At 63.5% G+C, this 22,229-nt stretch carries 19 protein-coding genes; 8 read left to right on the top strand and 11 right to left on the bottom strand.

Annotated features, from left to right (window positions below; all coding sequences use genetic code 11):
* Positions 1-9 precede the first annotated feature (9 nt).
* A complete protein-coding gene (locus tag ACOGJC_RS07985; RefSeq protein ID WP_419847970.1) occupies positions 10-813 on the bottom strand; it encodes an alpha/beta fold hydrolase in 804 nt (267 codons plus the stop codon).
* A 51-nt stretch (positions 814-864) separates the two neighbouring features.
* On the opposite strand from ACOGJC_RS07985, the gene ACOGJC_RS07980 reads away from it, so the two are divergent.
* A complete protein-coding gene (locus tag ACOGJC_RS07980) occupies positions 865-1,572 on the top strand; it encodes a gamma-glutamyl-gamma-aminobutyrate hydrolase family protein (protein WP_419847969.1) in 708 nt (235 codons plus the stop codon).
* Here the strand turns inward: ACOGJC_RS07980 and ACOGJC_RS07975 are convergent.
* Positions 1,569-2,594 carry a sterol methyltransferase gene (locus ACOGJC_RS07975; RefSeq protein ID WP_419847968.1) on the bottom strand — a complete coding sequence of 342 codons (1,026 nt, stop codon included), beginning with the start codon at positions 2,592-2,594 and terminating at the stop codon, positions 1,569-1,571. The two genes, ACOGJC_RS07980 and ACOGJC_RS07975, sit on opposite strands and share 4 nt — an antisense overlap.
* A gap of 154 nt (positions 2,595-2,748) precedes the next feature.
* Positions 2,749-3,324, bottom strand: a complete 576-nt coding sequence (locus ACOGJC_RS07970) for a TetR/AcrR family transcriptional regulator (protein WP_419847967.1) — start codon at positions 3,322-3,324, stop codon at positions 2,749-2,751.
* Positions 3,325-3,454: 130 nt separating this feature from the next.
* Between ACOGJC_RS07970 and ACOGJC_RS07965 the strand changes: the two genes are divergently transcribed.
* Positions 3,455-4,246 carry a phytanoyl-CoA dioxygenase family protein gene (locus ACOGJC_RS07965; protein WP_419847966.1) on the top strand — a complete coding sequence of 264 codons (792 nt, stop codon included), beginning with the start codon at positions 3,455-3,457 and terminating at the stop codon, positions 4,244-4,246.
* Positions 4,243-5,466 (top strand): cytochrome P450, encoded by a 1,224-nt coding sequence (locus tag ACOGJC_RS07960; RefSeq protein WP_419847965.1) that lies wholly within the window; start codon positions 4,243-4,245, stop codon positions 5,464-5,466. Before ACOGJC_RS07965 ends, ACOGJC_RS07960 begins: the two co-directional genes overlap by 4 nt.
* Before the next feature lie 17 nt (positions 5,467-5,483).
* On the opposite strand, the gene ACOGJC_RS07955 is transcribed toward ACOGJC_RS07960, so the two are convergent.
* The 6 genes from ACOGJC_RS07955 to ACOGJC_RS07930 all read right to left on the bottom strand — a co-directional run bounded on the left by ACOGJC_RS07955 (position 5,484) and on the right by ACOGJC_RS07930 (position 12,768).
* Positions 5,484-5,909: a nuclear transport factor 2 family protein gene (locus ACOGJC_RS07955; protein ID WP_419847964.1), complete on the bottom strand. Its 426-nt coding sequence runs from the start codon at positions 5,907-5,909 to the stop codon at positions 5,484-5,486.
* A gap of 11 nt (positions 5,910-5,920) precedes the next feature.
* On the bottom strand, positions 5,921-6,181 hold the full coding sequence (locus tag ACOGJC_RS07950; protein ID WP_419847963.1) for a hypothetical protein: 261 nt from the start codon (positions 6,179-6,181) through the stop codon (positions 5,921-5,923).
* A complete protein-coding gene (locus ACOGJC_RS07945) occupies positions 6,178-6,357 on the bottom strand; it encodes a hypothetical protein (RefSeq protein ID WP_419847962.1) in 180 nt (59 codons plus the stop codon). The genes ACOGJC_RS07950 and ACOGJC_RS07945 overlap by 4 nt, the downstream gene beginning before the upstream one ends.
* 341 nt (positions 6,358-6,698) lie before the next feature.
* Positions 6,699-7,511, bottom strand: a complete 813-nt coding sequence (locus ACOGJC_RS07940) for an alpha/beta hydrolase (protein WP_419847961.1) — start codon at positions 7,509-7,511, stop codon at positions 6,699-6,701.
* A gap of 164 nt (positions 7,512-7,675) precedes the next feature.
* Positions 7,676-10,567 (bottom strand): ABC transporter permease subunit, encoded by a 2,892-nt coding sequence (locus ACOGJC_RS07935; RefSeq protein WP_419847960.1) that lies wholly within the window; start codon positions 10,565-10,567, stop codon positions 7,676-7,678.
* Positions 10,567-12,768: an MFS transporter gene (locus ACOGJC_RS07930; protein ID WP_419847959.1), complete on the bottom strand. Its 2,202-nt coding sequence runs from the start codon at positions 12,766-12,768 to the stop codon at positions 10,567-10,569. Before ACOGJC_RS07930 ends, ACOGJC_RS07935 begins: the two co-directional genes overlap by 1 nt.
* 289 nt (positions 12,769-13,057) lie before the next feature.
* On the opposite strand from ACOGJC_RS07930, the gene ACOGJC_RS07925 reads away from it, so the two are divergent.
* Together ACOGJC_RS07925 and ACOGJC_RS07920 are read left to right on the top strand one after the other, a co-directional pair.
* Entirely contained in the window at positions 13,058-14,533 is a 1,476-nt protein-coding gene (locus ACOGJC_RS07925) for an ABC transporter substrate-binding protein (RefSeq protein ID WP_419847958.1), read from the top strand.
* Between the two features lie 58 nt (positions 14,534-14,591).
* Positions 14,592-15,329, top strand: a complete 738-nt coding sequence (locus tag ACOGJC_RS07920) for an SDR family NAD(P)-dependent oxidoreductase (protein WP_419847957.1) — start codon at positions 14,592-14,594, stop codon at positions 15,327-15,329.
* Between the two features lie 15 nt (positions 15,330-15,344).
* Here the strand turns inward: ACOGJC_RS07920 and ACOGJC_RS07915 are convergent, their stop codons facing one another.
* On the bottom strand, positions 15,345-16,022 hold the full coding sequence (locus ACOGJC_RS07915) for an SDR family NAD(P)-dependent oxidoreductase (protein ID WP_419847956.1): 678 nt from the start codon (positions 16,020-16,022) through the stop codon (positions 15,345-15,347).
* Positions 16,023-16,042: 20 nt separating this feature from the next.
* Positions 16,043-17,782, bottom strand: a complete 1,740-nt coding sequence (locus ACOGJC_RS07910; protein ID WP_419847955.1) for an IlvD/Edd family dehydratase — start codon at positions 17,780-17,782, stop codon at positions 16,043-16,045.
* A gap of 93 nt (positions 17,783-17,875) precedes the next feature.
* On the opposite strand from ACOGJC_RS07910, the gene ACOGJC_RS07905 reads away from it, so the two are divergent.
* The 3 genes from ACOGJC_RS07905 (at position 17,876) to ACOGJC_RS07895 (ending at position 22,202) form a co-directional block, all read left to right on the top strand.
* A complete protein-coding gene (locus ACOGJC_RS07905; RefSeq protein ID WP_419847954.1) occupies positions 17,876-18,736 on the top strand; it encodes an SMP-30/gluconolactonase/LRE family protein in 861 nt (286 codons plus the stop codon).
* Positions 18,737-18,828: 92 nt separating this feature from the next.
* Positions 18,829-21,285 carry a glycoside hydrolase family 2 TIM barrel-domain containing protein gene (locus ACOGJC_RS07900; RefSeq protein WP_419847953.1) on the top strand — a complete coding sequence of 819 codons (2,457 nt, stop codon included), beginning with the start codon at positions 18,829-18,831 and terminating at the stop codon, positions 21,283-21,285.
* Between the two features lie 2 nt (positions 21,286-21,287).
* A complete protein-coding gene (locus ACOGJC_RS07895) occupies positions 21,288-22,202 on the top strand; it encodes an SDR family oxidoreductase (protein ID WP_419847952.1) in 915 nt (304 codons plus the stop codon).
* Positions 22,203-22,229 lie beyond the last annotated feature (27 nt).

Here is a 22,229-nt window from a genome sequence, read left to right as displayed (position 1 = left end):
CAAAGCCCATCATGGTCGAACTCCTGGGAGCGAACCCAAGAACTGGCCGACGAGCTGGTTGAAGATGTCAGGGGCTTCTGCTGGGCTGAGATGACCCGCCCCGGGGATCACCTCCAGCCGGCTGTTGGGGATGCCCTCCGCGATCTCGACGGCATAGGCCGGCGGTGTCTCTTCGTCGAGCTCGCCGACCATTACCAATGTAGGTGCGGTGATCTCGCCGAGGCGATGGCGCATGTCGTGGCAGGGGAGCAGTTCGCACGCGGCCCGGAATCCCCCCTCGGGGATTCGAGCCATGGCCGCGACCGTCCGGTGGCGCTCGACTCCCCGGAAGCCGGGGGCTGCGATGGAGGAGATCACGTCGTCAGCGATGTCGGCCAGTGTGAGTCCGGCGTCCAGCGGCGCGGTTCGCAGTCGGCGCCATTCGGCAGGATCGGTACCGTCACCACCGAAGGCTGCGCTGGTGTCGGCCAACACCAGCGACCGAACTCGGTAGGGATGGCGCAAAGCGGTGTGCAGCGCATGGTGTCCTCCAAACGACAGTCCGCAAAGATGGGCGGATTCCGCACCGAGCCGGTCGAGAAGCTTGACTGCCGCGTCGGCGATGGCCTCGAACGTGAACGGGCTCACCGGGGACGACTCGCCATAGCCGGGCATGTCCCAGGCCACACAGCGCCATCGGTCGCTCAGGGTGTCGATTTGGGGCTCCCACGCAATACGCGAACCCCCAAGGCCGTGGAGAAATAGCACCACATCGCCTTCTCCGGCCTCGCGCCAGGCGATTGCGCCGTCCACGTCTCGAACCGAAGTAGCCACCGCAAACCAAACTAACGTTCGAAGCGAGAGCGTTTGGAAGCGAACAATTTGATGACCACAAAACCCCCATTGATTGGACTGCCGGGCCGGCGCAAGCAGGCATCGGAGATCAGCGGGTTTCCCGAGATGATGGCCAAAAGCGACGTCGATCTGTACATGGCCGATTACGCCCGCGGCGTCATCGAAGCCGGCGGGATACCGGTTCACATCCCCATCGATGTCGACCCAGCCGCGGTGGGGGAGCGGCTTGATGGGATCGTCCTGCCCGGGGGAACCGACATCGACCCGATCCTCTATGGGGCAGAGCCAGATCCCGATCTGCTGCCCCTCGAGCCCGAGCGCGACGATCTGGAGCTCTCATTGCTTTCTGCCGCCCTCGAAGCCGAAGTCCCGGTGCTCGGCATCTGCCGGGGCATCCAAGTGCTCAACGTCCACCAAGGCGGCACGCTGCACCAGCACGTGCCCGAACACGGCCGCTTCGACTTGCCCATAGATTCCACCATCCACCAGGTGAGCTTCGCCGAGGGCTCCACGCTGCATGAGCTGTACGGCCCCTCAGCCCAGGTGAACAGCCTCCACCACCAAACGGTGGCCGATCTAGGCCGCGACCTCGCCATCACCGCCCAGGCCGAAGACGGCACCATCGAGGGCGTGGAGATGGGAGATCACGTGGTCGCCGTCCAATGGCACCCCGAGATGATGCCCACCCGCCCCACCGACCCCATTTTCGGTTGGCTGGTTAACCGAGCGTCTCGCTAATCCGGCTTGCGGGCGAGGAAGAAGTACGCCGGGGTGAAGATGCCGAGCTTGCCTGCTTCGGCCAGGCCCTCGGCGCCGATGTTCAGGGTTTCCGACACGCGAACTGCTCCTTGCGGCACGACGCGAAGCGCTTCGAGCACCCGTAGCGACTGGGTGGTCATCCAGCGACCTATGGCCGACGCGCGCAGTCCCGTCAGAGAGAATCCCGGGCTTACCAAGGGTTGATACCAGGGGATTGACGGGCCGGCTGGAATCGCGAGGTCACTTGTTTCCAATATCTCGAAACCCACCGACTTGAGCGCATTGTCAACGGTTCGTAGGTCGTCCAGGTCAGTCAGCCCGGTTCCCAACAGGAGGTTGTTCTTGATCTTGAGGTGGAGGGGATTCTCAGCGTCGAAGCGATCAGTGAGACACCATTCGTGAGCGGCGAAGCACTGGCCGGGCTTCAGCAAGCGGAAAGCCTCGCCATAGATGCTCTCTTTGTCGGGGGCACAACAGGTGGCCTCAATGCCGTACACCGCGTCGAACGACTCGTCAGGGGCATCGACGTTCAGAAAGTCGCAATGCAGGAACTCGGCCAGATGGGTGAGCTTCGCCTCTTCCGCCAGCTTCCGGGCGCGTTCCAGTTGGTAGGCGTTGCTGTTCACGCCGACGATCTTGGCCCCGGAAAAGCGGGCAATCTCCAATAGCGGGCCGCCGATGCCGCAACCGAGGTCGGCCACAACCATCCCAGGCCGCAACTCGAGCTTGTGGGCCAAGAAGTGCTCGTGACGTCTGATGGAAGCCTCCAAGCTCTCCCCGGCGACGCGGGGGGCAAAGTGAAAAGACCTGCCCCATCCGTACTCGTAGAAGTCCGTGGCCACGTCGTAATAGAGGTTGTTGAACTCTTCGTGGTCGTCTTCCCCGCTGCCTGAATTGCTGTCCTTGAGTTGCCTGAATCGGCGCTCGTATTCGCGAATAGTCGGGTCGACGGCTTCTGTACTTCTTGGCTTTTTCAAAATGTTGGCGAGCTTGGCAGACATTGAGCCCCTTCAAGTTCGGCTTCGACAGCAAGGGCGCTTCCGCCCACACCGACAGGCCAGCCTAGTGGCATGACTGCGACACACCACTAGCTCGCCCCTCGGCAGCTACTGGGTGAGGCGGAGGTCGCAGAAGGCTCCACATCACCGCGTCAAGCTAAAGGTTCTTCGGTGATTGTGGGGAAATTGCCAGATCGATGTCGCTGAAGGGAGACGCAGCGAGCAGTCGTAGATCGCGACGACGCTGATCGGGGCTGCGGTTGCTGGTGAGGCTCCACAGCAGCTCAGTTGTGAAGAGCTGGAATATCCAGTCGGTGACTTCCCCGTCTTCCACCCCTGGACGCAGGCGGTCGCTGAGTCTGGCGACGGCCTGGTCGATAACCGGACCTATTGCGGTGCGCAGCGAGGGCGAATCAGTGATGAATCGCAGCATCTGATCGGCCGACGCCCCCGAATAGTAAGACTGGATGTAGTGGTCGGCAGCGGCAATGTCAGCAGCAATCATGACGCCGTCGATCAGGCGCTCAAACGGGTCCTCCCGGTCGCTCAAACGAATATGGACCTGTTCGCTCAAACGTTTGCTGCGGTGGGTCAGCACCGCCTCCACGAGGTCTTTCTTGGTGGCGTAGTAACGGTGGATGTTCTGGCGGGTACAGCCGGCGATCGCGGCGACCTGCGAGATGCGCATACCCGAAATGCCGTGCTCATTGATAGCTCGCTCCGCGGCTTCCACGATGCGGGTTCGGAAGGAGTCGTAGGACTCGCTTGCTGGATTGGCACGCCAACCCGCGGCATCAGTTGTTGAACTCATCCGGACAATCTGTTAGACAATTTTTAGATATGTCAAATGCCAAAATGCCAACATGATATTTCGCCTCAGCATTTCAGCCAGCCGTAGACAGCTCTTTGAAGACGGCTACACGGTACTACCCGAAATCCTCACTCCCGAAATGACTGCCGCGGTCCGTGCTGCGCTGGAGCCGCACTTCGGTGTGGAGGGCTGGGGGCGCAACGACTTCGAGGGGAGTAGAACCGAGCGGATTTACTCGCTGTTGGACAAGTGCCCGGTGGTTGCCTCCCTGGTAGAGCACGAGGCTGTGCTCGCCCTTCTCGACGATCACCTCCGCCCATCTCGGCTGCTGGCTGCGTGCCAGGCCACCCGGGTGCACCCGGGGGAGACCCTTCAAGAGATGCACTGCGACGACGACCTCCCCGGCATCCCTCGGCCGCGGCCGCCTGGAAGCGTGAGCGTGATGTGGACGCTGTCGCACTACCGCCCCGAGAATGGCTCCACCCTCCTCGTGCCTGGCAGCCATTCCTGGACTGAAGCCCGCAAGCCTGGCGCCGATGAGATCGTCAGCCTGGATATCCCGCCAGGCTCTGCGTTGGTCTGGCTCGGCGGGGTCTACCACGGTGCTGGACCGAACGTGTCTGACGAACTCCGCGACGGCATCAACGTCATCTATTTCCAGCCCTGGCTGCGCCAAGTGGAGAACATGACTCTGGTCATCAGCCCAGAGCGAGCGGCCTCGTTCAGTGAGACCGTGCAGCGCCTATTGGGCTACAGCGTGGTCGACGGCACCTTCTTCGGCCACGTGAACGGCCGCGATCCCATCAAGCTCATTCCCCCCAACCACCGTGAGGGTGAATCATGAAGCCGGGCGACATCGACCTCAGCGATCCCGATGTGTTCTCAGACGGATTTCCCCATCAATACTTCGCGATGTTGCGAAACGAAGATCCGGTCTCCTGGAACGAATCCCGTTTCGTCGCCGAGCGCCACGAGGTCCCCCAGCGAGGATTCTGGTCGGTCACTCGCCATGCCGATCTGATCTATGTGTCACGTCATCCCGAGTTGTTCTCCTCGGCCATGGGCGGAGTCCAGATGCATGACGTGGCGGAGTCCACGCTGGAGAGCGTGCGGTCGATGTTGTTGTCCATGGACCCCCCGGACCACATGGAATACCGCCGCCTCGTGAATCGGGGATTTACCCCCAAGATGGTTCGGCAACTGGAGCCCCGTATCCGTGCCGCGGCCACCGAAGTGATAGACCGAGTGATCGATCGCCGCGAGGTCGAGTTCGTCGGCGGCGTCGCCATGCATCTGCCGATGCTGCTGATCTGCGAGTTGATGGGCGTGCCCGCCGAGGACCAACAGATGATCTTCGACTGGTCGAACCGCATGGTTGCCCTCGACGACCCCGATTACCAGGATCACTCCACCTCTCGGGAGGAGCTCGCGGCAAGGGTATGGCTGTACAGCTCCAAGCTTGCCGCCAGGAAACGGGCCGAGCCCGACGATACTCTCATGAGCCGCTACGCCAACGGTGAGGTGGACGGTGAAGCCACCACCGAAATCCAGCTCAACAACTTCTTTGTCTTGTTGGCTATCGCTGGCAACGAGACCACCCGCAACGCCACCAGCCACACGGTGTGCCTCATGGACACCCACCGGGAGCAGTGGGATCTGCTGCTCAGCGACATCGACGGTTACTTGCCGGGGGCCATAGACGAGGTGCTGAGGTTTGAGCCTCCGGTGTACCACTTCCGCCGTACCGCGACCGAAGACACCGAACTCGGCGGGGTCACAGTGCGGCGGGGCGAAAAAGTGGTGATGTGGTATCCCTCAGCCAACCGTGATGACGCGGTATGGGATAACCCCGACGAATTCGACATCACCCGCGACTCATCGGCGCATCTCACGTTCGGTATTGGAGAGCATTTCTGCCTCGGCGCCAACTTGGCCCGCATGCAGCTCGACTGCATTCTCAAGGAAGTCGCCCACCGCTTGCCCGACATTCACCTGACCGGGCCGATGAGCCGGATACGCAGCAATCTCGTGGCCGGCATCAAGTCCATGCCCGTCGCCTGGTAGGCGACGGGCGCGCCCTCCTATGAGAGGCCGAAGCCGGTGAAGTCGCCGGACATGTCGGGTGGGCCGTAGTAGATGCGGTGGAGGGCCCGGCGGGCGAACTTCCATTGGCCGTCTTCTTGGCAGTATTCGTCGTCGTAGTAGCCGTACATGGTCATGGGGTCTTCATCGGGGCGCTTGAAGTGCTCGATCACGTACCAGCGCCCGGTGCCGGTGCCGGCCTCCTCATCAAGGTCGGCCCAGCCGTTGAGATAGGCGTGGATCACCCCGTCGAGACGGGCCAGCATCCCCTTCCAGGACGTTGCGATCTCATCCCGACCGCATTTGGTCATCGGCCCCATTTCCCACACCGCATCGGTGGCCCAAGTGGCGGCCCACTGATCGGCGTCGAAACGGCACACCGCGTCGGAATAGCGGGCCAACAGGGTTCGAATCTCATCAGACATAACGCCTTCCCCTAATTTCGTGCCTGATCGGATTCGACGATGGCGGTCACCGTCTTGCGGCCGAGTCCCGAAGCCTCGGCGAGTTGTCGGAGCGAGGCCCCAACGCGATGCGCCACCCGAATCATGTCGTCTCGGATCGCCATCTCCCTGTGAGCCCGATCAGCGCTAAGGCCAACCACAGCTAGAGCGGCACCTATTTCGTCATCAAGGCCGCCTCGGTACTTGTCCATCAAGGCATCAGCTGCGGACACATCTACATCGCGATAGCTCATGGTTGCTCCCGTAGTCCGTCGGCCAGCTTGTCTCGAATCGACATCAACATCGGAATGCGCGGTGACAAATCGCCAGCTGCCTCGGCATTGTTGAGGTGGGCGAGGATCATCCCCATCAGCTCCAAGGCTTCGATTCGCTCAAGCTCAAGGTGAACCACTGGTCCAATCATAGCCACTGGTGGTCCTATTCGGACCAAATTTGAAGCCGGTGAAGTCTCCGGTCACGTCGGGTGGGCCGTAGTAGATGACGAGGTGTTGAATAGGCCGTTGGCGTCTTCGTTGGCACCGCCCCGCCTGGGCACGAGGGTTGGCAGAAATAGATCGGGAGCCACGGCATCGAACCTTCCCGGACTTCACGCACCCTGCGGCACGCGACCAAGCAATCGTGGTCGGTGGTGGGATGGCTTTCGAGGGCAGTACCTCAGCCCTCCAACGGTCGGTGGAAGCCCTCAGACATTGCTGAGCCGGCGTTCTCCCGGTTCTCGGATTCTCTTCCAGATGCGCTCAGTGTGTTCGGTCAGCGAGCGAGTGACTTTGCTGCGAAATCGACGGCTGAGGCGATGAACCGTTGGGAAATGGAGGCTTTCGGAACGAGGCTGTGGTATCCGTGCGGTCCGCCTTTTCCGATTTCGAGGGTAACGGGAACGCCGGCTTCTTGGAGGCGACGGGCGTAGTCGAGGTCCTCGTCGTAGAACAGGTCGATGTCTCCGACGCCGACCCAGGCCGGAGGTAGACCGCCGAGTTGATCTCGCCGAGCGGGAACTGCGTATTCCGGGGTAGTTTCGCCGCCTGGTTCAGTTCCAAGGTAGGCGGACCACCCATAGTGGTTGGAGCCGTTATTCCACCCCCGGGGTTCTCTGCGTCCGATGTCGGTTCTGACCGCGGTCCGGTCGTCGAGCATGGGACAGGCGAGAAGCTGCCCCTTGATGGGTACGCCTTCATCGTGGAGACGCTGCACGAGCGCGGCCGCGAGACCGCCACCGGCGCTTTCTCCTCCCACGAGGATCGTCTCGGGGTCGAGACCATGGTTGGCACCGTGGTTGAGCACCCATCCCATTGCGGCCCTCAAGTCATCCAGAGCTGAAGGAAATGGGTGTTCCGGGGCCAGGCGGTATCCCGCAGCGACGACGGCGCAGTCGATGGTCCGGCAAAAGGCTTCTCCCCACGTATCCTCAGTCTTGTTCGATCCCATGATGTAGCCGCCGCCGTGTATCCAGAACACCACAGGGGCGGGCGCCTTCGAATCGGGGCGTCGATAGATGACCATGGTCGTCGAGGCCCCCGGAGTCGGGAGCTCTTCAACTTTCAACCCCGCCTTGACGGACTTCACCGAAGAGAACTGAACCAGCCTTCGCAATAGACGCGTGCTTCTCGGCCCCAGTACCACTCTGGGCATTTTGCGATACCTGCTCTTCAGCTCAGGGTCGATGTCGCTTATTGCCATCGTTCTTTCTTTCTTGGGGGCAGGTCGCATGTCTTGGCCTCGGGTGCGGGTCAGCTGTCGCTGATGGCGATGGCTCGCTCGTCGGTGCCGAGGTAGCTGGTGATCACCAAGGGGTCGTTTCGGACCTCGGCAGGAGTTCCCTCGGCGATGACTCTGCCGGCTTCGAGGCAGTACACCCGGTCGCTGATGCTCATGATGAGGGGCATGTCATGCTCGATGATGAGCATTGCCGCACCCAATTCCCGGCGGAGCTTGGTAATGAGCGGGCCGAACGCCTCGGTCTCGCGCTGGGCCACCCCGGCGGTGGGCTCGTCGAGGCACAGCACCCGGGCGCCCAAGGCCAAGAGCCCGGTGATCTCCACGATGCGGCGGGTGCCGGTGGACAGGTCGCTGATATAGGAATCGGCGTACCGGCCCAGCCCTAGGAAGTCGATCAGTTCATCGGCCTCCGATTGCCTCCGTCGTTCCAGGGCGAAGGTATGGGGCAGATGCAGGGCAGTGCTCAGAAGCGGCGTGCGGCCGCGGGCCTCCAGGGCCACCTGGACCGTTTCTCGTACTGTCAGCTCGGGGAATAGAGCACCGGTTTGAAAAGTGCGGCCCATCCCGGCTCGAGCCCTGCGGGGCGCGGAAAATCGGGTGACGTCGGTACCGAGCAACTCCACCTTCCCAGTAGAGGGGAGATACCCGCCCAATGCGTTCATAAAAGTGGACTTACCGGCCCCGTTGGTGCCGATGAGGCCGACAACCTCATCGGGGTGGACCAATACGGTGGCTTCCGAGACCGCTTCCACGCCGCCAAATCTCACACTGATCTCATGCCCGGCCAGCATGGGATCGGTGGGGGGCGGGAGGTCTTCAGGCCGGGTCAGGCTGGTAGGTGCGGTCTGCACGGTCTTGCCGCCTGGGTCGGGACCCAATTGCCGTTCGGCCAAGCCGATGAGGGCGTTTCGGGCGCTGTAGCCGATCTGAACCAGCCCGCTGGGGAAGTACATGAGCACTAGCAGGAGCCCGACGCTGGACGAGAAAAGGACCACTATTTGTGAGTTGCTGAACAGACTGGGCAGCCCGTATAGCCAGATCGCCCCCACCAGCGCGCCAACCGACGAGCCGAGTCCTCCGATCACCACCATCCCGATGATCTCCAACGAGTTCTCCACTTGGAAGAACCGCTCGCTTAGCGGGACGGTTTGCACCACCCCGGCCAGCAAGGCCCCGCCCAGCCCGGCGATGCCCCCGGCCAGGGCGAACGACGACATCTTCGTGCGCGCCGGCCCCACCGTGTAGCTCGCCGCGGAGTCGGCGTTGTCGCGCACCGCGATGATGGTGCGGCCCACTCCCGAGCGGCGCAGCCGGCTGACGATGATCACCAAGATCAACAAGAAGGCCAGGCAGACGTAGTAGTAGGTCTTCTGCGAATTGAGCTCTAGCCCGAACAGCTCGCCCCGGCGGAAGGACACCGACGACGAGCTTCCCCCAGTGAAGAAGGGCCGCCGGTTGAGGTACTGCTGGGCGGCCAGCGCGAACACAAACGTGGTAACGGCCAAATGGAGGCCGCGTACCCGCAGCGATCCGACGCCGATTGCTGCGGCCACCAGCGCGGAGAACAGAGCGGCCAGAGGTATGGCTGCCATGAAGGGGATCCCGGCGGTCTCGAATTGGATGTCGAAGAAGTCATAGGACAGGGCGTCGCCGGGCAGGAACCCGGTGCCCACCGTGAAGTCCATCGACAATCCCCGTTTGAGGGCGGCGGCGAACAGGGCGCCCATGCCGGCAAAAGCCATCTGGGCCAACGAGAGCTGGCCGGCCCAACCGGTGATGATGGTGACCGACAGCCCGCAGACTGCGTAGCACAACACCGTGGCATAAAGAAGCTGGCGGGACGGCAGGTCGGTGATGCCCGGGAGCTGCACCAGCACGATCCCGAGCACCAACAGCGCGCCCAGCGCGATTCGGGACAGATGGCGAAGCCACCACACTTGGCGCAGCCGCTCGGGGATGGGTCGCACCTTGGGGGCGAATGAGAAGACCCCGGTTTCCCCCCGGCTGCGGCTCTGAAAGTAGACGGCCACCAGCACGCCCAAGAAGATGACGAATTCGGAGAGTCCGGTCTCCAGATGGAAGTTGAACCGGAGCAGGGCTTCGAGGAGGCCGATCAGTATTCCGGCCAGAATCGCCCGGGGAAACGAGACCATGGCGGCCAGCACCGCAGCGACCATCGCCTTGCCCAGTGTTTGCGGCCCGAGATCGGCCAAGCCGGCGATCTGTCCGGTGGACCCGGAGAGCATGAACATCGACACCGAGGCCAACAGCCCGGCCATGGCCCACACGAATGTGGACACCGTTTTGGGGTTGATGGCCGACAGGCGGGACAGGTTGGGGTTGGAGGCCGACGCGGTTACCGATTTGCCAAACGTGGTGCGGTTCATCAGCCAACCCAGCAACAGGGCCATTACCGGCACCGCGACAAGGATGGCAAGCTGCGGGCCGCGCACCCGAATATCGGTGAACCACACGTTTTCCCAGTTTGAACCGGCTACCACCGGGTAACTGTTGCCGACCGCTCTGATGTTGGGGAACAGCGATATGACAAGTTGGGCCAACTGCGCGATGCCCACCGTGGCGACCAGCACGATCACTCTGGGCGATTTGAACAGGCGGCGTATCACGGTCAGCTCCACTGCGGCGGCAAAGGCGACGCCCAGCAGCAGCGAGAGCCCCAGGGCCAGCCAGAACGGCCACCCGTAATTGAGCACCAGCAGCGCCATGGTCGAGGCGGAGATGATGCCCATGTTGCCCACTGCGAAGTTGATGACCCGCGTGGAGCGGTAGACGAGGACGATGCCCATGGCCACCAGACCGGTCACCAAGCCGTTGACCACCCCGTCGAACACCAGCTGCTGGGTGATCCACGTCCCCAAGACTGGGTGAGTGGCGAGGCCCATCAGCCGCCCTCGGTGCCCAAGAACACCGCCCGGGCCAGGTCGTCGCGCTCGGCCAGCTCTTGGGCCGGACCTTCAAAGCGCACTTGTCCCTTTTCTAAGAAGACGGCCCGGTCGGCGATGGCCAGTGCCACGTTCAGCGATTGCTCGACGATGATCATGGTCTGGCCCTGCGCCTTGAGCTCTTCGATGCTCTCCAGCAGCGACTGCACCACCACCGGTGCCAAACCCAATGACAGCTCGTCGATCATCAGCACTTCGGGCTCGTGCAACATCACCCGAGCCAGTGCCAGCATCTGTTGCTGCCCGCCCGAGAGGTTTCCGGCCAATTCCTTGGGGCGTGTGGCCAGGTCGGGGAACATGTCGAAGACTTTTTCGATGCGGCGGTCCCGGTCGTCGGGATCCTTGCGATAGGCGTATGCCCCCATGAGCAGGTTGTCGCGAATCGACATGTCGATCCACACCCCTTCTCCGCCGGGTAACAAGTGCAATCCCATGATTGCCCGCTGTTCGGGGGTGGCGAAGGTAATGGTCTGTCCGTGCAGGCGCACTACTCCCCGTTCGGGGGTGACGAGCCCGGTGATCACCTTGAGAGCGGTGGACTTCCCTGCGCCGTTGGTGCCCAGCAAGGCCAGCGTCTCCTGTTTGCGCACTTCGAAGCCGAGGTCGAACAGCACCTGCACCTGCCCGTAGCTGAAGTCCACGTGGGCCATTTGGATGGCTGGGATGTCTTCAGGATCGGATTCGGCCCGGCGCCGCTCTTCAGCCTGTTCCTCCTGGAGCTCGCCGACGACGAGCGAGAGGTCGCGGCGCAGCCGGTTGGCCCCTTGCAGCACGAAATAGGCACCGACGGGCATGGCCGTTGCGGTGATGATGGTGATGGCGGTCCGCTCGCCGAACTCATTTTGGAGGAACCCGGCGATGATGCTTCCTCCCACGCCGCCCCCCATCACCATGAAGAACGTCAAGAAGGTGGCGCCCATGCCCCGCAGTCGGTAGGGGAACACCGACTGGATGGCGGGCTGCACCATGGCGAAGGCCCCGCCCAACAGAGTCGAGCCAATGGCGGCGAGCAAGATGAAAAGGGCGAGGTTGGGCATGTGGTATTGGATTGGCACCAGCAACCCGATGGGCACCAGCAAGGTGCCGAGAATTCGCAGCGCACGGTCGGGGTCTTTGCGGAAGGTGGAGTCGAACCGGCGCCCCACGATCGGCAAGACCACCAACAGCCCGATTCCCGCGGGGGCCACCGCCAGGCCGCGCTCCAGTGCATTGAGGCCGAACCTTTCTTCTAGAAAGAACGAACCGATCGAACCCGCCGGGAATAGGGCGAAGCCGATTGCCGCGAACGCGATGGTCAGGTTGCGGATGGTGTCGATATTCCAGATGCGGGCAAAGGCAGCCTCTACCGAGATGGGCATCTTGTCGTCTTGTTGGAGGCCGGCTCCCAGCACGTGTTTCTGCTCCCACTGGCCCCGGGGCGGCTCCTTCAAAAAGAAGGCTAAGAACGCAAACGCGGCGGTGGGCAGGCCGAGAAGATAGAACGCCCAGCGCCACCCGTCGTCGCCGCCCATCCACACCGCGATGCCCCCGGCGAGGATCGGGCTGACCGAGCCGAAGACGAGTCCCGCCCCGGCGGTGGCGGCGAACATGCGCCCCCGGGTCTGAATCGGGTAAGCGTCGGCCAGCATGCTGGGATGCACGGTGATGGTGTTGGACTTCGAAACCCCGGACAAGAACCGCATGAAAAAGAACATCAGCGCGTTCACCGCCGCCCCCGACAGGGCGGTGAACGCGGCGAAGGCCCCGCTGGCGATGCCCACGATGGGGCCGCGTCGGAATCGGTCGGCCATCCACCCCATGGGCCCGGCCCCCAGCACCAGGAAAAAGAGCGATGCCGTGGTGATGGCGGTCATGGCGCCGTCGCTCACCCCGAAGCTCTCACCGATGTCAGGGGCCAATATGCCCAGCGAGCTGCTCTCCAGCTCGTCGAGGCTGTTCAGCGCCAACAGCACGAAAAATGTCCTATAGCCGCCCTTGAGCAGGCCCTCCTTCAGGGTCATCTCCTCGCCGCCCACCCCGGGCAGCAGGTCATCGGGGAACAGCACCTCGGCCGCTTGGGCGTCGCGCCTAGCGGCCTCGCCCTCGAGCACCGTCGACGCCAACTCGTCGAAGGACTCGATTTCAGATGGCTCGTTGTCCAACTTCCCCCCCGACAGGTCCTGGCACGGCAAGCCTGCACCAGCACACGACAGTTGCGTTCGGCGCCGGGGTTCGTTCAAAAGCCGAGCGTGCTCGGCGCATGCCCAAACCACCTGAAGAACCGCGGCACCTATTCGACGGTCTACGCTATACTATATTATCTTCGAGCCGCGCTCAACGATGCGGACGCGCCCGATGGCCCATACTGCTGTACGGGGCTCAGGTAGCCGACCGCTCAGCACACAGAATCGGAGGAACAGCATGGCACCCACAAAGGGAAGTTCTAGGGCCGTGAGGAGGAGATGGTGGTGGCTGCTGATCGCCCTGTCTCTCGTGGCCGCGGCATGCGGCGGCAACGACGATGACGGCAGTGCTGACGCCGCTGATCCGGTGATTGCCGAAGAGCAGACGGCCGCGCCAGCCGAAGAGACCGAGGAAGCAGCCGTCGACGAACCCGCAGACCAACCCGCAGACCAACCCGCCAGCGAACCCGCAGACCAACCCGCAGACGAACCCACACACGAACCAGCGGAAGAGCCTGCCGAGCCGACGCCCGCACCCACACCGATGGTGTTGACAGCCAGCTACCAGGGGGTGACAGAGACCGAGATCGCCATCGGCGTGGCCGTCATTGATCTTGAACAGCTCGCTTCGTTCGGCCTCGAAATCAGCCCGTTCCCGTTTGAGGACTATTACCAGGCCCTAGCCGACGACTTGAACGAGCGGGGCGGTATCAACGGCCGCAACGTCGTCGTTCACGTCAGTTTTTTCCTTCCCTTTGGAGAGGCCGAAAGCGAGCGGGTGTGCACAGAGCTCATGGAGGACAAGGAGGTGTTCGTGGTTACCGGCCAGCTCATCGAAGACGCCCCCCTGTGCATCACCGAACTGCACGGCCATCCCTATGTGGGCCACTTCGGAGAGAATACCGAGCGTCAGGCCCGGTCCAACGGCCTGTTCTTCGCCACCGAGATGAACCAAAACCACATCCGGGTCGCGGCGGTTAACGAGATGATCCGGGCCGGAGACCTCGAAGGCTTCACCGTCGGCATATTCCACGGGCCCTCTTATGAAGAGGAGTACGCGTTAGCGGTGGAACCGCTGCTCGCGGATGCGGGCATAAGTGTTGCCGGAATTTACACAACAGGACCCATCCTCAACGACGCGGTGGCCGACCAACAGGCGACCGACAACGTAGTCGAGCGCATGAGGGCCGACGGCGTGGACCTGATCCTCAACGTCGCCACCGGTGTGTTCGCCGTCATCGCAACGGTAGAGCGCCTCGGATGGGATGTTCCCATCGCTCTGACCAGCGGTCAGGCGGCCGACGTCTTTGGGCTTGCCGAAGACCTGGCGCTCAGCGACGAAACCCTGGCCCGTACTTTCGCAGTGACGGTCCACCGGCCCACCACAGAGGAGTTACGGGCCGATCCTGGCGTGCAGCAGTGCATAGCCGCCTACCAGGAGCGACACGCAGACGAGCCGCTCGATCTGGCCGATGTCGAGGCAGTCGGCCATGCCGCGGGCCACTGCTCGGCCTTCGCGTTCACGGTGAAGCTCTTGGAGGCGGCCGGAGGCAACATCACACCGGAGACTTTCGTGGCCGCGGCCGAGGGCCTCGGAACGATCGACCTCCCCGGCTTGCCCGGAGCGACCCTCTCGCCCGACAAGCACTCGGCCGGCTCGCAGATAAACCGCTACGAGTACTCACCCGAAGCGAAAACCTGGCTGCGGGTCGGCGACCCCATCCAGTTCGTGCCCGGCGAATGACCGAGCAGGAGGAGCCCCTGGCAGGTCCACAGGCGAGACCCGGTCAGTCTTTATAGCCGTGGGCGCCGTTGCCATCACCGGTGCAGCCCGCGGGATTGGGCGTGCCATCGCGCAGCGCTGCGTTGCCGACGGCTGGAGGGCTGCAATCCTTGACATCGATGCTGAGGAGGCCAACGAGACCGCAGCCCAGCTCGGTTCTGCCGCGGTCGGAGTGGAATGCGACGTTGCCGACGAAGCGTCCGTGAAAACTGCGTTCGGACAGGCGGTGGACGCCCTGGGTCCCCTTGACGGGTTGGTGAACAACGCGGGCGTCAATGCGTATGGGACCGCGATCACGATGACGCGCGCTGAATGGGCCGCAACCTTCGCCGTTGACCTGGAAGGGGCCTGGCTCTGTGCCCGCGAGGTTTTGCCGTCGATGATCGAGCGCAAGGGCGGCTCGATTGTGAACATTTCGTCGATCCACGCCCGGCTCACCCAGCCGGGAATGTTCCCCTATGCGGCCGCCAAGGCGGGGTTGCTCGGCCTGACCAGGAGCTTGGCGCTCGACTACGGGCCCATGGGGATACGAGTCAACGCGGTCTCGCCCGGCTGGACCGCCACCCGATTGGCTCTCGAGGGGGCGGCCGCGACCGGCGTCGACATCGAAGCTGTCGCTTCCCGCCATGCATTGGGGAGGATTGCCCAGCCCGACGAAGTCGCCGCGGTCGTTGCTTTCTTGCTGTCGGACGATTCAGCGGCGATTACCGGCGCCGATATTCCGGTGGATTGCGGTCACTCGATCACGTTCGCCTAGCGGTCGGTGGCGCGGTCAATAGGTGGCCCGTCCGCCGCTGATGTCGTAGACCGCCCCGGTCGAGAACGACACCGCATCTGAAGCCAAAAATGCGATGAGCTCGGCCACCTCTTCGGGCCGACCGACTCGCTGCATGGGAATAAGCCCAGTGATGTGAGCCAGCACGTCGGGGTCGGTGTCCGCGTTCATCGGGGTGGCGATGACCGCTGGCGCGATCGCGTTGACGATGACGCCTGACGTGGCGAGTTCCTTGCCCAACGACTTCGTCAACCCGATCACTGCTGCCTTCGACGCCGAATAGATCGAGAGGTTCGGGTTCCCATCTTTGCCCGCCATGCTGGCTAAGTTGACTATTCGTCCCCATCCCGCCTCGCACATGGCGGGGGCGAACACTCCCACGGTGTTGACCACGCCAATGACGTTGACATCGAACACCCGGCGCCATTCCTCGGGCGAGGTGTCCAGCAGGGGTTTGCCGGGGCCGACGATCCCCGCCGAGTTCACCACCACATCGACCGGCCCGATCTCCTGGGCTACCTGGCTGAGCTCCTCGCGGTCCACGACGTCGGCGGTGACGTCGGGAGAGCCCGAGAGATCAAGGGTTATGACCTCAAGTCCGTCCCCTCGAAGCTTGGCGGCGGCTGCGGCGCCGATGCCGCTGGATCCGCCGGTGATGAGGGCCTTGCGTGCCATGCTGCACCTATCCTTGTTTGTCAGTGTGAGTCGCGGCTCACCTCGGAACCGCTTGCCCCGATTAGGAAGTCAAGGTCGGCGCCGAGATGGGCCTGCTGGACAGAATCAACGTAGAGGCGACTCCAGCCCCGTGCTGGTGCCGCCAGGGATTTGGTGAATGCAGGCGGCGGGCTGCGGTCTGCCAGCTCTTCGCTGGACACTTCCAGAGTCAATGATCTCGCCGGCACATCCAAGGCGATGATGTCGCCATCGCACACTTTCCCCAGAGGCCCTCCGTCGGCGGCCTCCGGTGACACATGGAGCACGACCGTCCCGTAGGCGGTGCCGCTCATGCGACCGTCGCACACGCGCACCATGTCGCGTATGCCGCGCTCCAGCAGCTTCTGAGGAAGGGGCATGTTGGACACTTCCGGCATGCCGGGATACCCCTTCGGGCCACACCCGCGAAGGACGAGCACCGAGTCTTCGTCAACGTCGAGGTTTGGGTCGTCGATGCGGGCATGAAAGTCCTCGATGCTGTCGAACACCACGGCGCGGCCCCGGTGTCGCAAAAGATGCGGCGACGCGGCAGAGGGCTTGCAAATGGCGCCCTCGGGGGCGAGATTGCCCCTGAGCACGGCGAGCCCACCCTCGGTGGCAACAGGGTTCTGTCGCGGGCGAATGACCTCTGCATCCCAGCTCTGGGCGTCGCTGAGATAGTCGGCGAGCGGCTGGCCGGTCACGGTGGCAGCGTCGCGGCGGAGCTCGTCGCCCACCTCTCTCAAAACGGGTAAGAGCCCGCCCGCCCGGTGAAAGTCCTCCATCAGGAAACGACCCGCCGGCAACAGGTCCACTAGGACCGGCACGTTTGAGCCGACTCGATCGAAGTCGTCGAGGCTGAGGTCGACTCCAACACGGCCGGCAATGGCGAGAAGGTGGATGACCGCGTTGGTCGATCCGCCGATGGCGGCGAGCGCAACGAGCGCATTGTGGAAGGCGCCCTCCGTCAGGATGCCGCTCGGCCGCCGGTCTTGGTTGACCAACTCGACCGCCACACGGCCGCTGTGCTGCGCCGCCTCCAACAGCCGGCTGTCGGCTGCTGGCGTGCCGGCAACACCCGGGATGGTCATGCCGAGAGCTTCTGCAACCAGCGCCATCGTGGACGCGGTCCCCATGGTGTTGCAGTGTCCCTTGCTTCGGATCATGGATGACTCCGACGCGTCGAACATCTCCTGGCTGAGCGTGCCGGCCCGGACCTCCTCGGCTAGGCGCCAAGTGTCGGTGCCACAGCCCAGCGGCTCCCCGCGGAAGGTGCCGGACAGCATCGGCCCTCCAGGTACGAGCACTGCCGGGAGATCCACCGAAGCGGCGGCCATGAGCAGCGCGGGGATGGTCTTGTCGCAGCCTCCGAGGAGGACCACGCCGTCGATCGGGTTGGCTCGCAGCATCTCCTCGGCGGCCATCGCAGCCAGATTTCGCCACAACATCGCAGTGGGCTTCACCTGGGTCTCGCCCAGCGACAGCACCGGAAGGTTCAGGGGCACCCCACCCGATTCCAGGATCCCGGCCCGGACAGAATCGGCAACCTCATCCAGATGCACATTGCAAGGGGTGAGATCCGACGCCGTGTTCGCGATGGCGATCTGCGGCCGTCCCCGCAGAGCGTCGTCAGGTATGCCGCGGCGCATCCAGGCTCGGTGGAGGTAGGCGTTCCGGTTGCGGCCGCCGTACCACTGATCGCTCCGCAGCTCGACCGGCGTCTCAGCTTCAGGTGACGGCACTCTTGTTCCTCCAAAGCGGGGCAGCCGGGTAAAGATATCAGGCCAGATTTGGGCCGTGCTCAGGAGTCCGACGTGCCCTAGGGTGCAAACTGCATGAGTTCAGAGTGGGAAGTCGTAGTTGATGCAGGCGCTGTTCTCGGGGAGGGTCCGCATTGGGACGGTGAACGGCTCTGGTGGGTCGATATCGAGGGCCACCTGATCCATCGCACCGATGTGGGCGATCGCTCCGACGAAGTCATCGACGTTGGCGAGAAGGTCAGCTCGGTGATCCCGCGACGCGGCGGCGGGTTCGTCGCCGGCTATCCCGACGGAGTCGGGTTCCACGGCGCAGACGGCCGCCACGAGACCCGACTGCTCATCGAGGAAAGCGATGCACATTCTCGCATGAACGACGCGAAGTGCGATCCCCTCGGACGTCTCTACACCGGCACCATGACGCAGGGTGGCGCAAGCTCGGCTCTGTACCGAGTGGACCATGACCTTGGCGTTTCCACCGTGGTTGACGGGGTGGGCATTTCCAACGGGCTCGGCTGGAGCCCTGACGGAACCCGCATGTACTACATCGACACCCCGACACAACGCTTGGACGTATTCGACTACGACCCACAGCGAGGACGATGCGAGAACCGCAGGCCCCTGATCGACTTTTCCCAAAGGGCCGGTTACCCAGATGGGCTGACCGTCGACGCCGAGGGCTGCATATGGGTAGCGCTCTGGACAGGATGGGCCGTTCATCGGTTCGACCCTGAGGGCGGGCTGATGCAGCAGATCTCGCTTCCCGTGTCCAAGCCCACCAGTTGCGCGTTCGGGGGACCGGATCTCGACCGACTCTTCATCACCTCAGCCTCTGTTGAACTCAGCGACGCGGAGCTCGCCGATCAGCCCCTCTCAGGAGCGCTCTTCGAAGTCAGCCCCGATTGCCGAGGCCAACCTGGGGTGCCGTTCGATGGCTAGAGCGAGCACTCTCCCCAGCAGCTCCAACCCGCTAGGCGGTGCGAACCACTTGACCTACGCTCGATAATATAATATAAAGCTGCTGAAGTGAGATGTTGACACGTTGGAACCACGACTGGACGGCCAGCACACGATGGACTTTCGCGGGCAAGAGCCCTGACGCGGCGGAGGTTCGGCTCCCCCATGATCCCGTCATCTCCCTTGAGCGCGATCCCAACGGTTCACCGTCGACTGGTTACTTTCCGGGTGGCACCTGGCAATACGAGAAGACGTTCGAGGCGCCCGAAGAGTGGAGGGACAAGAGGGTCTCGGCGTTCTTCGAGGGCGTTTACCGCAGCGCCACGGTGTTCGTGAACGGCGACTTCGTGACGGGCCGTCCGTACGGCTACTCCGAGTTCGCCGCGGAGCTCGATCCCTTTTTGAATTACGGCGCCGAGAACAGCATCCGCGTCGAAGCCCGCTCCCATGACGACTCCCGGTGGTACTCGGGTGCGGGGATCTACCGGCACGTATGGCTCCACGTGGCCGACCTGGTCGACATCCCTTTCGACGGCGTGTCGGTCGCCATCTCGGAGTTCGAAGCCGACACGGTGATGGCCACTGTGGAGACGGAGGTGCGGAACGCAACGCACAGCCTTCAGACGCCCCGAGTGAGCCATGAGATCATCGGCCCCGATGGCCAGGTGGCAGCTGCCAGTTCTGCGCCGGTCTCGCTTCGGCCCGGAGAGACTGGAAAGTGCCGCCAGCGGATCCTGATCACTGACCCCCAACGGTGGGATCTCGATGCCCCCAATCTCTACGAGTGCCGGACACGCCTCTCCCTCGAGACCGAAGAGGAAGCCGACCCTGATGCCACAGTCCGCTTCGGCATTCGGACGCTCTCACTCGACTCCACCCATGGGCTGAGACTGAACGGCAACACGGTCAATCTCCGCGGCGCGTGTGTTCACCACGACAACGGGCCCCTTGGGGCTGCCACCATCGACCGGGCCGACGAGCGCCGAGTCGAGCTGCTCAAGCAGGCGGGGTTCAACGCCATTCGCAGTGCTCATCAGCCGATGAGCCGAGCCATGCTCGACGCCTGCGATCGAATCGGCATGCTGGTGATGGACGAGGCCTTCGACAGCTGGACGTGGGCAAAGTCGAGCTACGACTACGCGCTGCACTTCCCCGACTGGTGGCGCACCGACCTCGAATCGATGGTCCGCAAGGACCGCAACCATCCCAGCGTCGTCATGTACAGCATCGGCAACGAGATCCCCGATGTCGGCAGCCCGGCCGGATCGATCCGCTCTCGGGAGATGGCAGAGGTAGTGCGGTCGATGGACCCCACGCGCTATGTGGTGAATTGCACCCAACCCATGCTGGCCATCCCCAGGCTCGCGGACATTCTCAAGGACATGGTGACCAACCCACAACAAGAGGCAGCCCAGGACGGCAGCGTGAACGACCTGATCTCCTCGTGGCGGGAAATGCTCGAGCCAGTCCTGACTTCAGAACACGTGGGGAACGTCCTCGAGGAGTCGCTGGCCGTTCTTGACGTGGCGGGGTACAACTACACCGAATCCCGCTACGAGCTCGACGGGGAGAAGTACCCGCACCGAGTTATCGTCGGATCCGAGACCTCCCACGACGGAACCGCGACGAACTGGGCCACGGTGGAGCGGCTTCCCCACCTGATCGGTGACTTCTGCTGGACCGGATGGGACTATCTGGGGGAGTCCGGCGTCGGAAGGGTGCAGTACGCGACCGGCGACGACGACTTTGGCGACCCGCTCGGCATCACCGGCCCGTACCCCTGGGTGCTCGCCCACGCCGGAGACATCGACATCACCGGCCACCGGCGACCGGCCTCCTACTTCCGCGAGATCGTCTTCGGGCTCCGCTCCGAACCCTTTATCGCCGTTTTGCGGGCCGACAAGCGCGACGCCACCATCGCCTACCAGGGCTCATGGTCGTTCAACGACGTGCTGCCCAGCTGGCACTGGCCGGGGTTCGAAGGCCAGACGGTGACCGTCGAGGTGTACTCGGCTGCCGACGAAGTTGAACTGCTGGTCAACGGCGAGTCGCTGGGCCGGCAGCCTTGTGGTTGGTCAAACGGGTTCACGGCCAAGTTCGACGCCGAATTCTCGCCCGGTGAGCTGGTCGCTATCAGCTATGCCGATGGCACCGAAGTCGCCCGCAGCGCACTGTGGTCGCCGAGCGGGGATGTTCATCTCCGGCTGTGCGCCGATCGCCCGGCGATCAGGGCCGACGACACCGACCTGGCGTACGTCGAAATCGAACTGGCCGACAGCGCCGGCACCGTTTTCACTGGAGTTGACCGGCAAGTCTCGGTGACCGTCGACGGTCCCGGCATGCTTCAGGGTGTTGGCAGCGCCGATCCGACCTCGCAGGAGTCGTTTACCGGAGATCAGCGCAGCACCTTTGACGGGAGAGCGCTTGCCATCATCCGGCCAACGGGACCGGGCCAGATCGTCATTACCGCCCAAGCCGACGACTGCGAGCAAACATCTGTGACCGTGGAAGCGGTCAGCTCCGAGGAATAGCGATGTCGCCGGCCGAGGCTCACCCGGGGGCGTCGGATGCACCAGGCGCCCTGGCCTGGGACATAGCCGACAAAGTCGTTCTCATTACTGGCGGCACGACCGGCATCGGGCGCGCCACCGTTGAGGCCCTTGCGGCCCGGGGCGCTCACGTCGTGTTCACAGCACGCGATGCCGCTCTCGGCCAAACCGTCATCGACGAGGTCACGGCGGCAACCGGCAACCCGTCAATCGAGCAGCGTCAGCTCAATCTTGACGACCTCGGCGCGGTTCGAGACTTCGCATCCGATTTCGCCGCCGACCATCCGGCCCTGCACGTCCTCGTCAACAATGCCGCAGTGATGCTCCGAGAAAGACGGAGCACCGTCGATGGCCACGAACTCACGTTCGGCGTCAATCATCTCGGCCATTTCCAACTCGTCTGCTCGCTGCTACCGCTGATCCAAGCGTCAGCCCCGGCCCGGATTCTGAACGTGGCCTCCGACGCCCACAAGTGGGTGAGGGGAATCGATTTCGACGACCTCAGCGCAACGAATGGCCGCTACGGAGGCCGACGGGGCCGACAGGCCTACGCCGAATCGAAGCTTGCGAACATGCTGTTCACCAGGGAGTTGGCCAAGCGCCTCGACCCGGCCAAGGTTACGGTGAATTGCCTCCACCCGGGCGCGGTTCGCACCCGCCTGGGCCGCGATACCGAGGCCACGCGATTCAGCGAAGTCTTCTGGACTGTCATCGGAACGTTCTTCACGACCCCTGAGAAGGGGGCGCAGACCACGGTGTGGGCCGCGACGAGCCCAGAGCTGACCCTGGTTAGCGGGCAGTATTTCGCAAAGTCCAAGATCGCGTCCCCCAGCAAGAAGGCATGCGACGACGGCGCAGCCGCCAAGCTCTGGAAAATCTCCGAGGACCTGACGGCATGACCACCCTCGATTCGGGCGGCTCGCGCC

Source organism: Candidatus Poriferisocius sp. (genome assembly GCF_965204015.1).
Taxonomy (GTDB): domain Bacteria; phylum Actinomycetota; class Acidimicrobiia; order Acidimicrobiales; family Bin134; genus Poriferisocius.
This window is presented reverse-complemented; position numbering and strand designations above follow the sequence as displayed.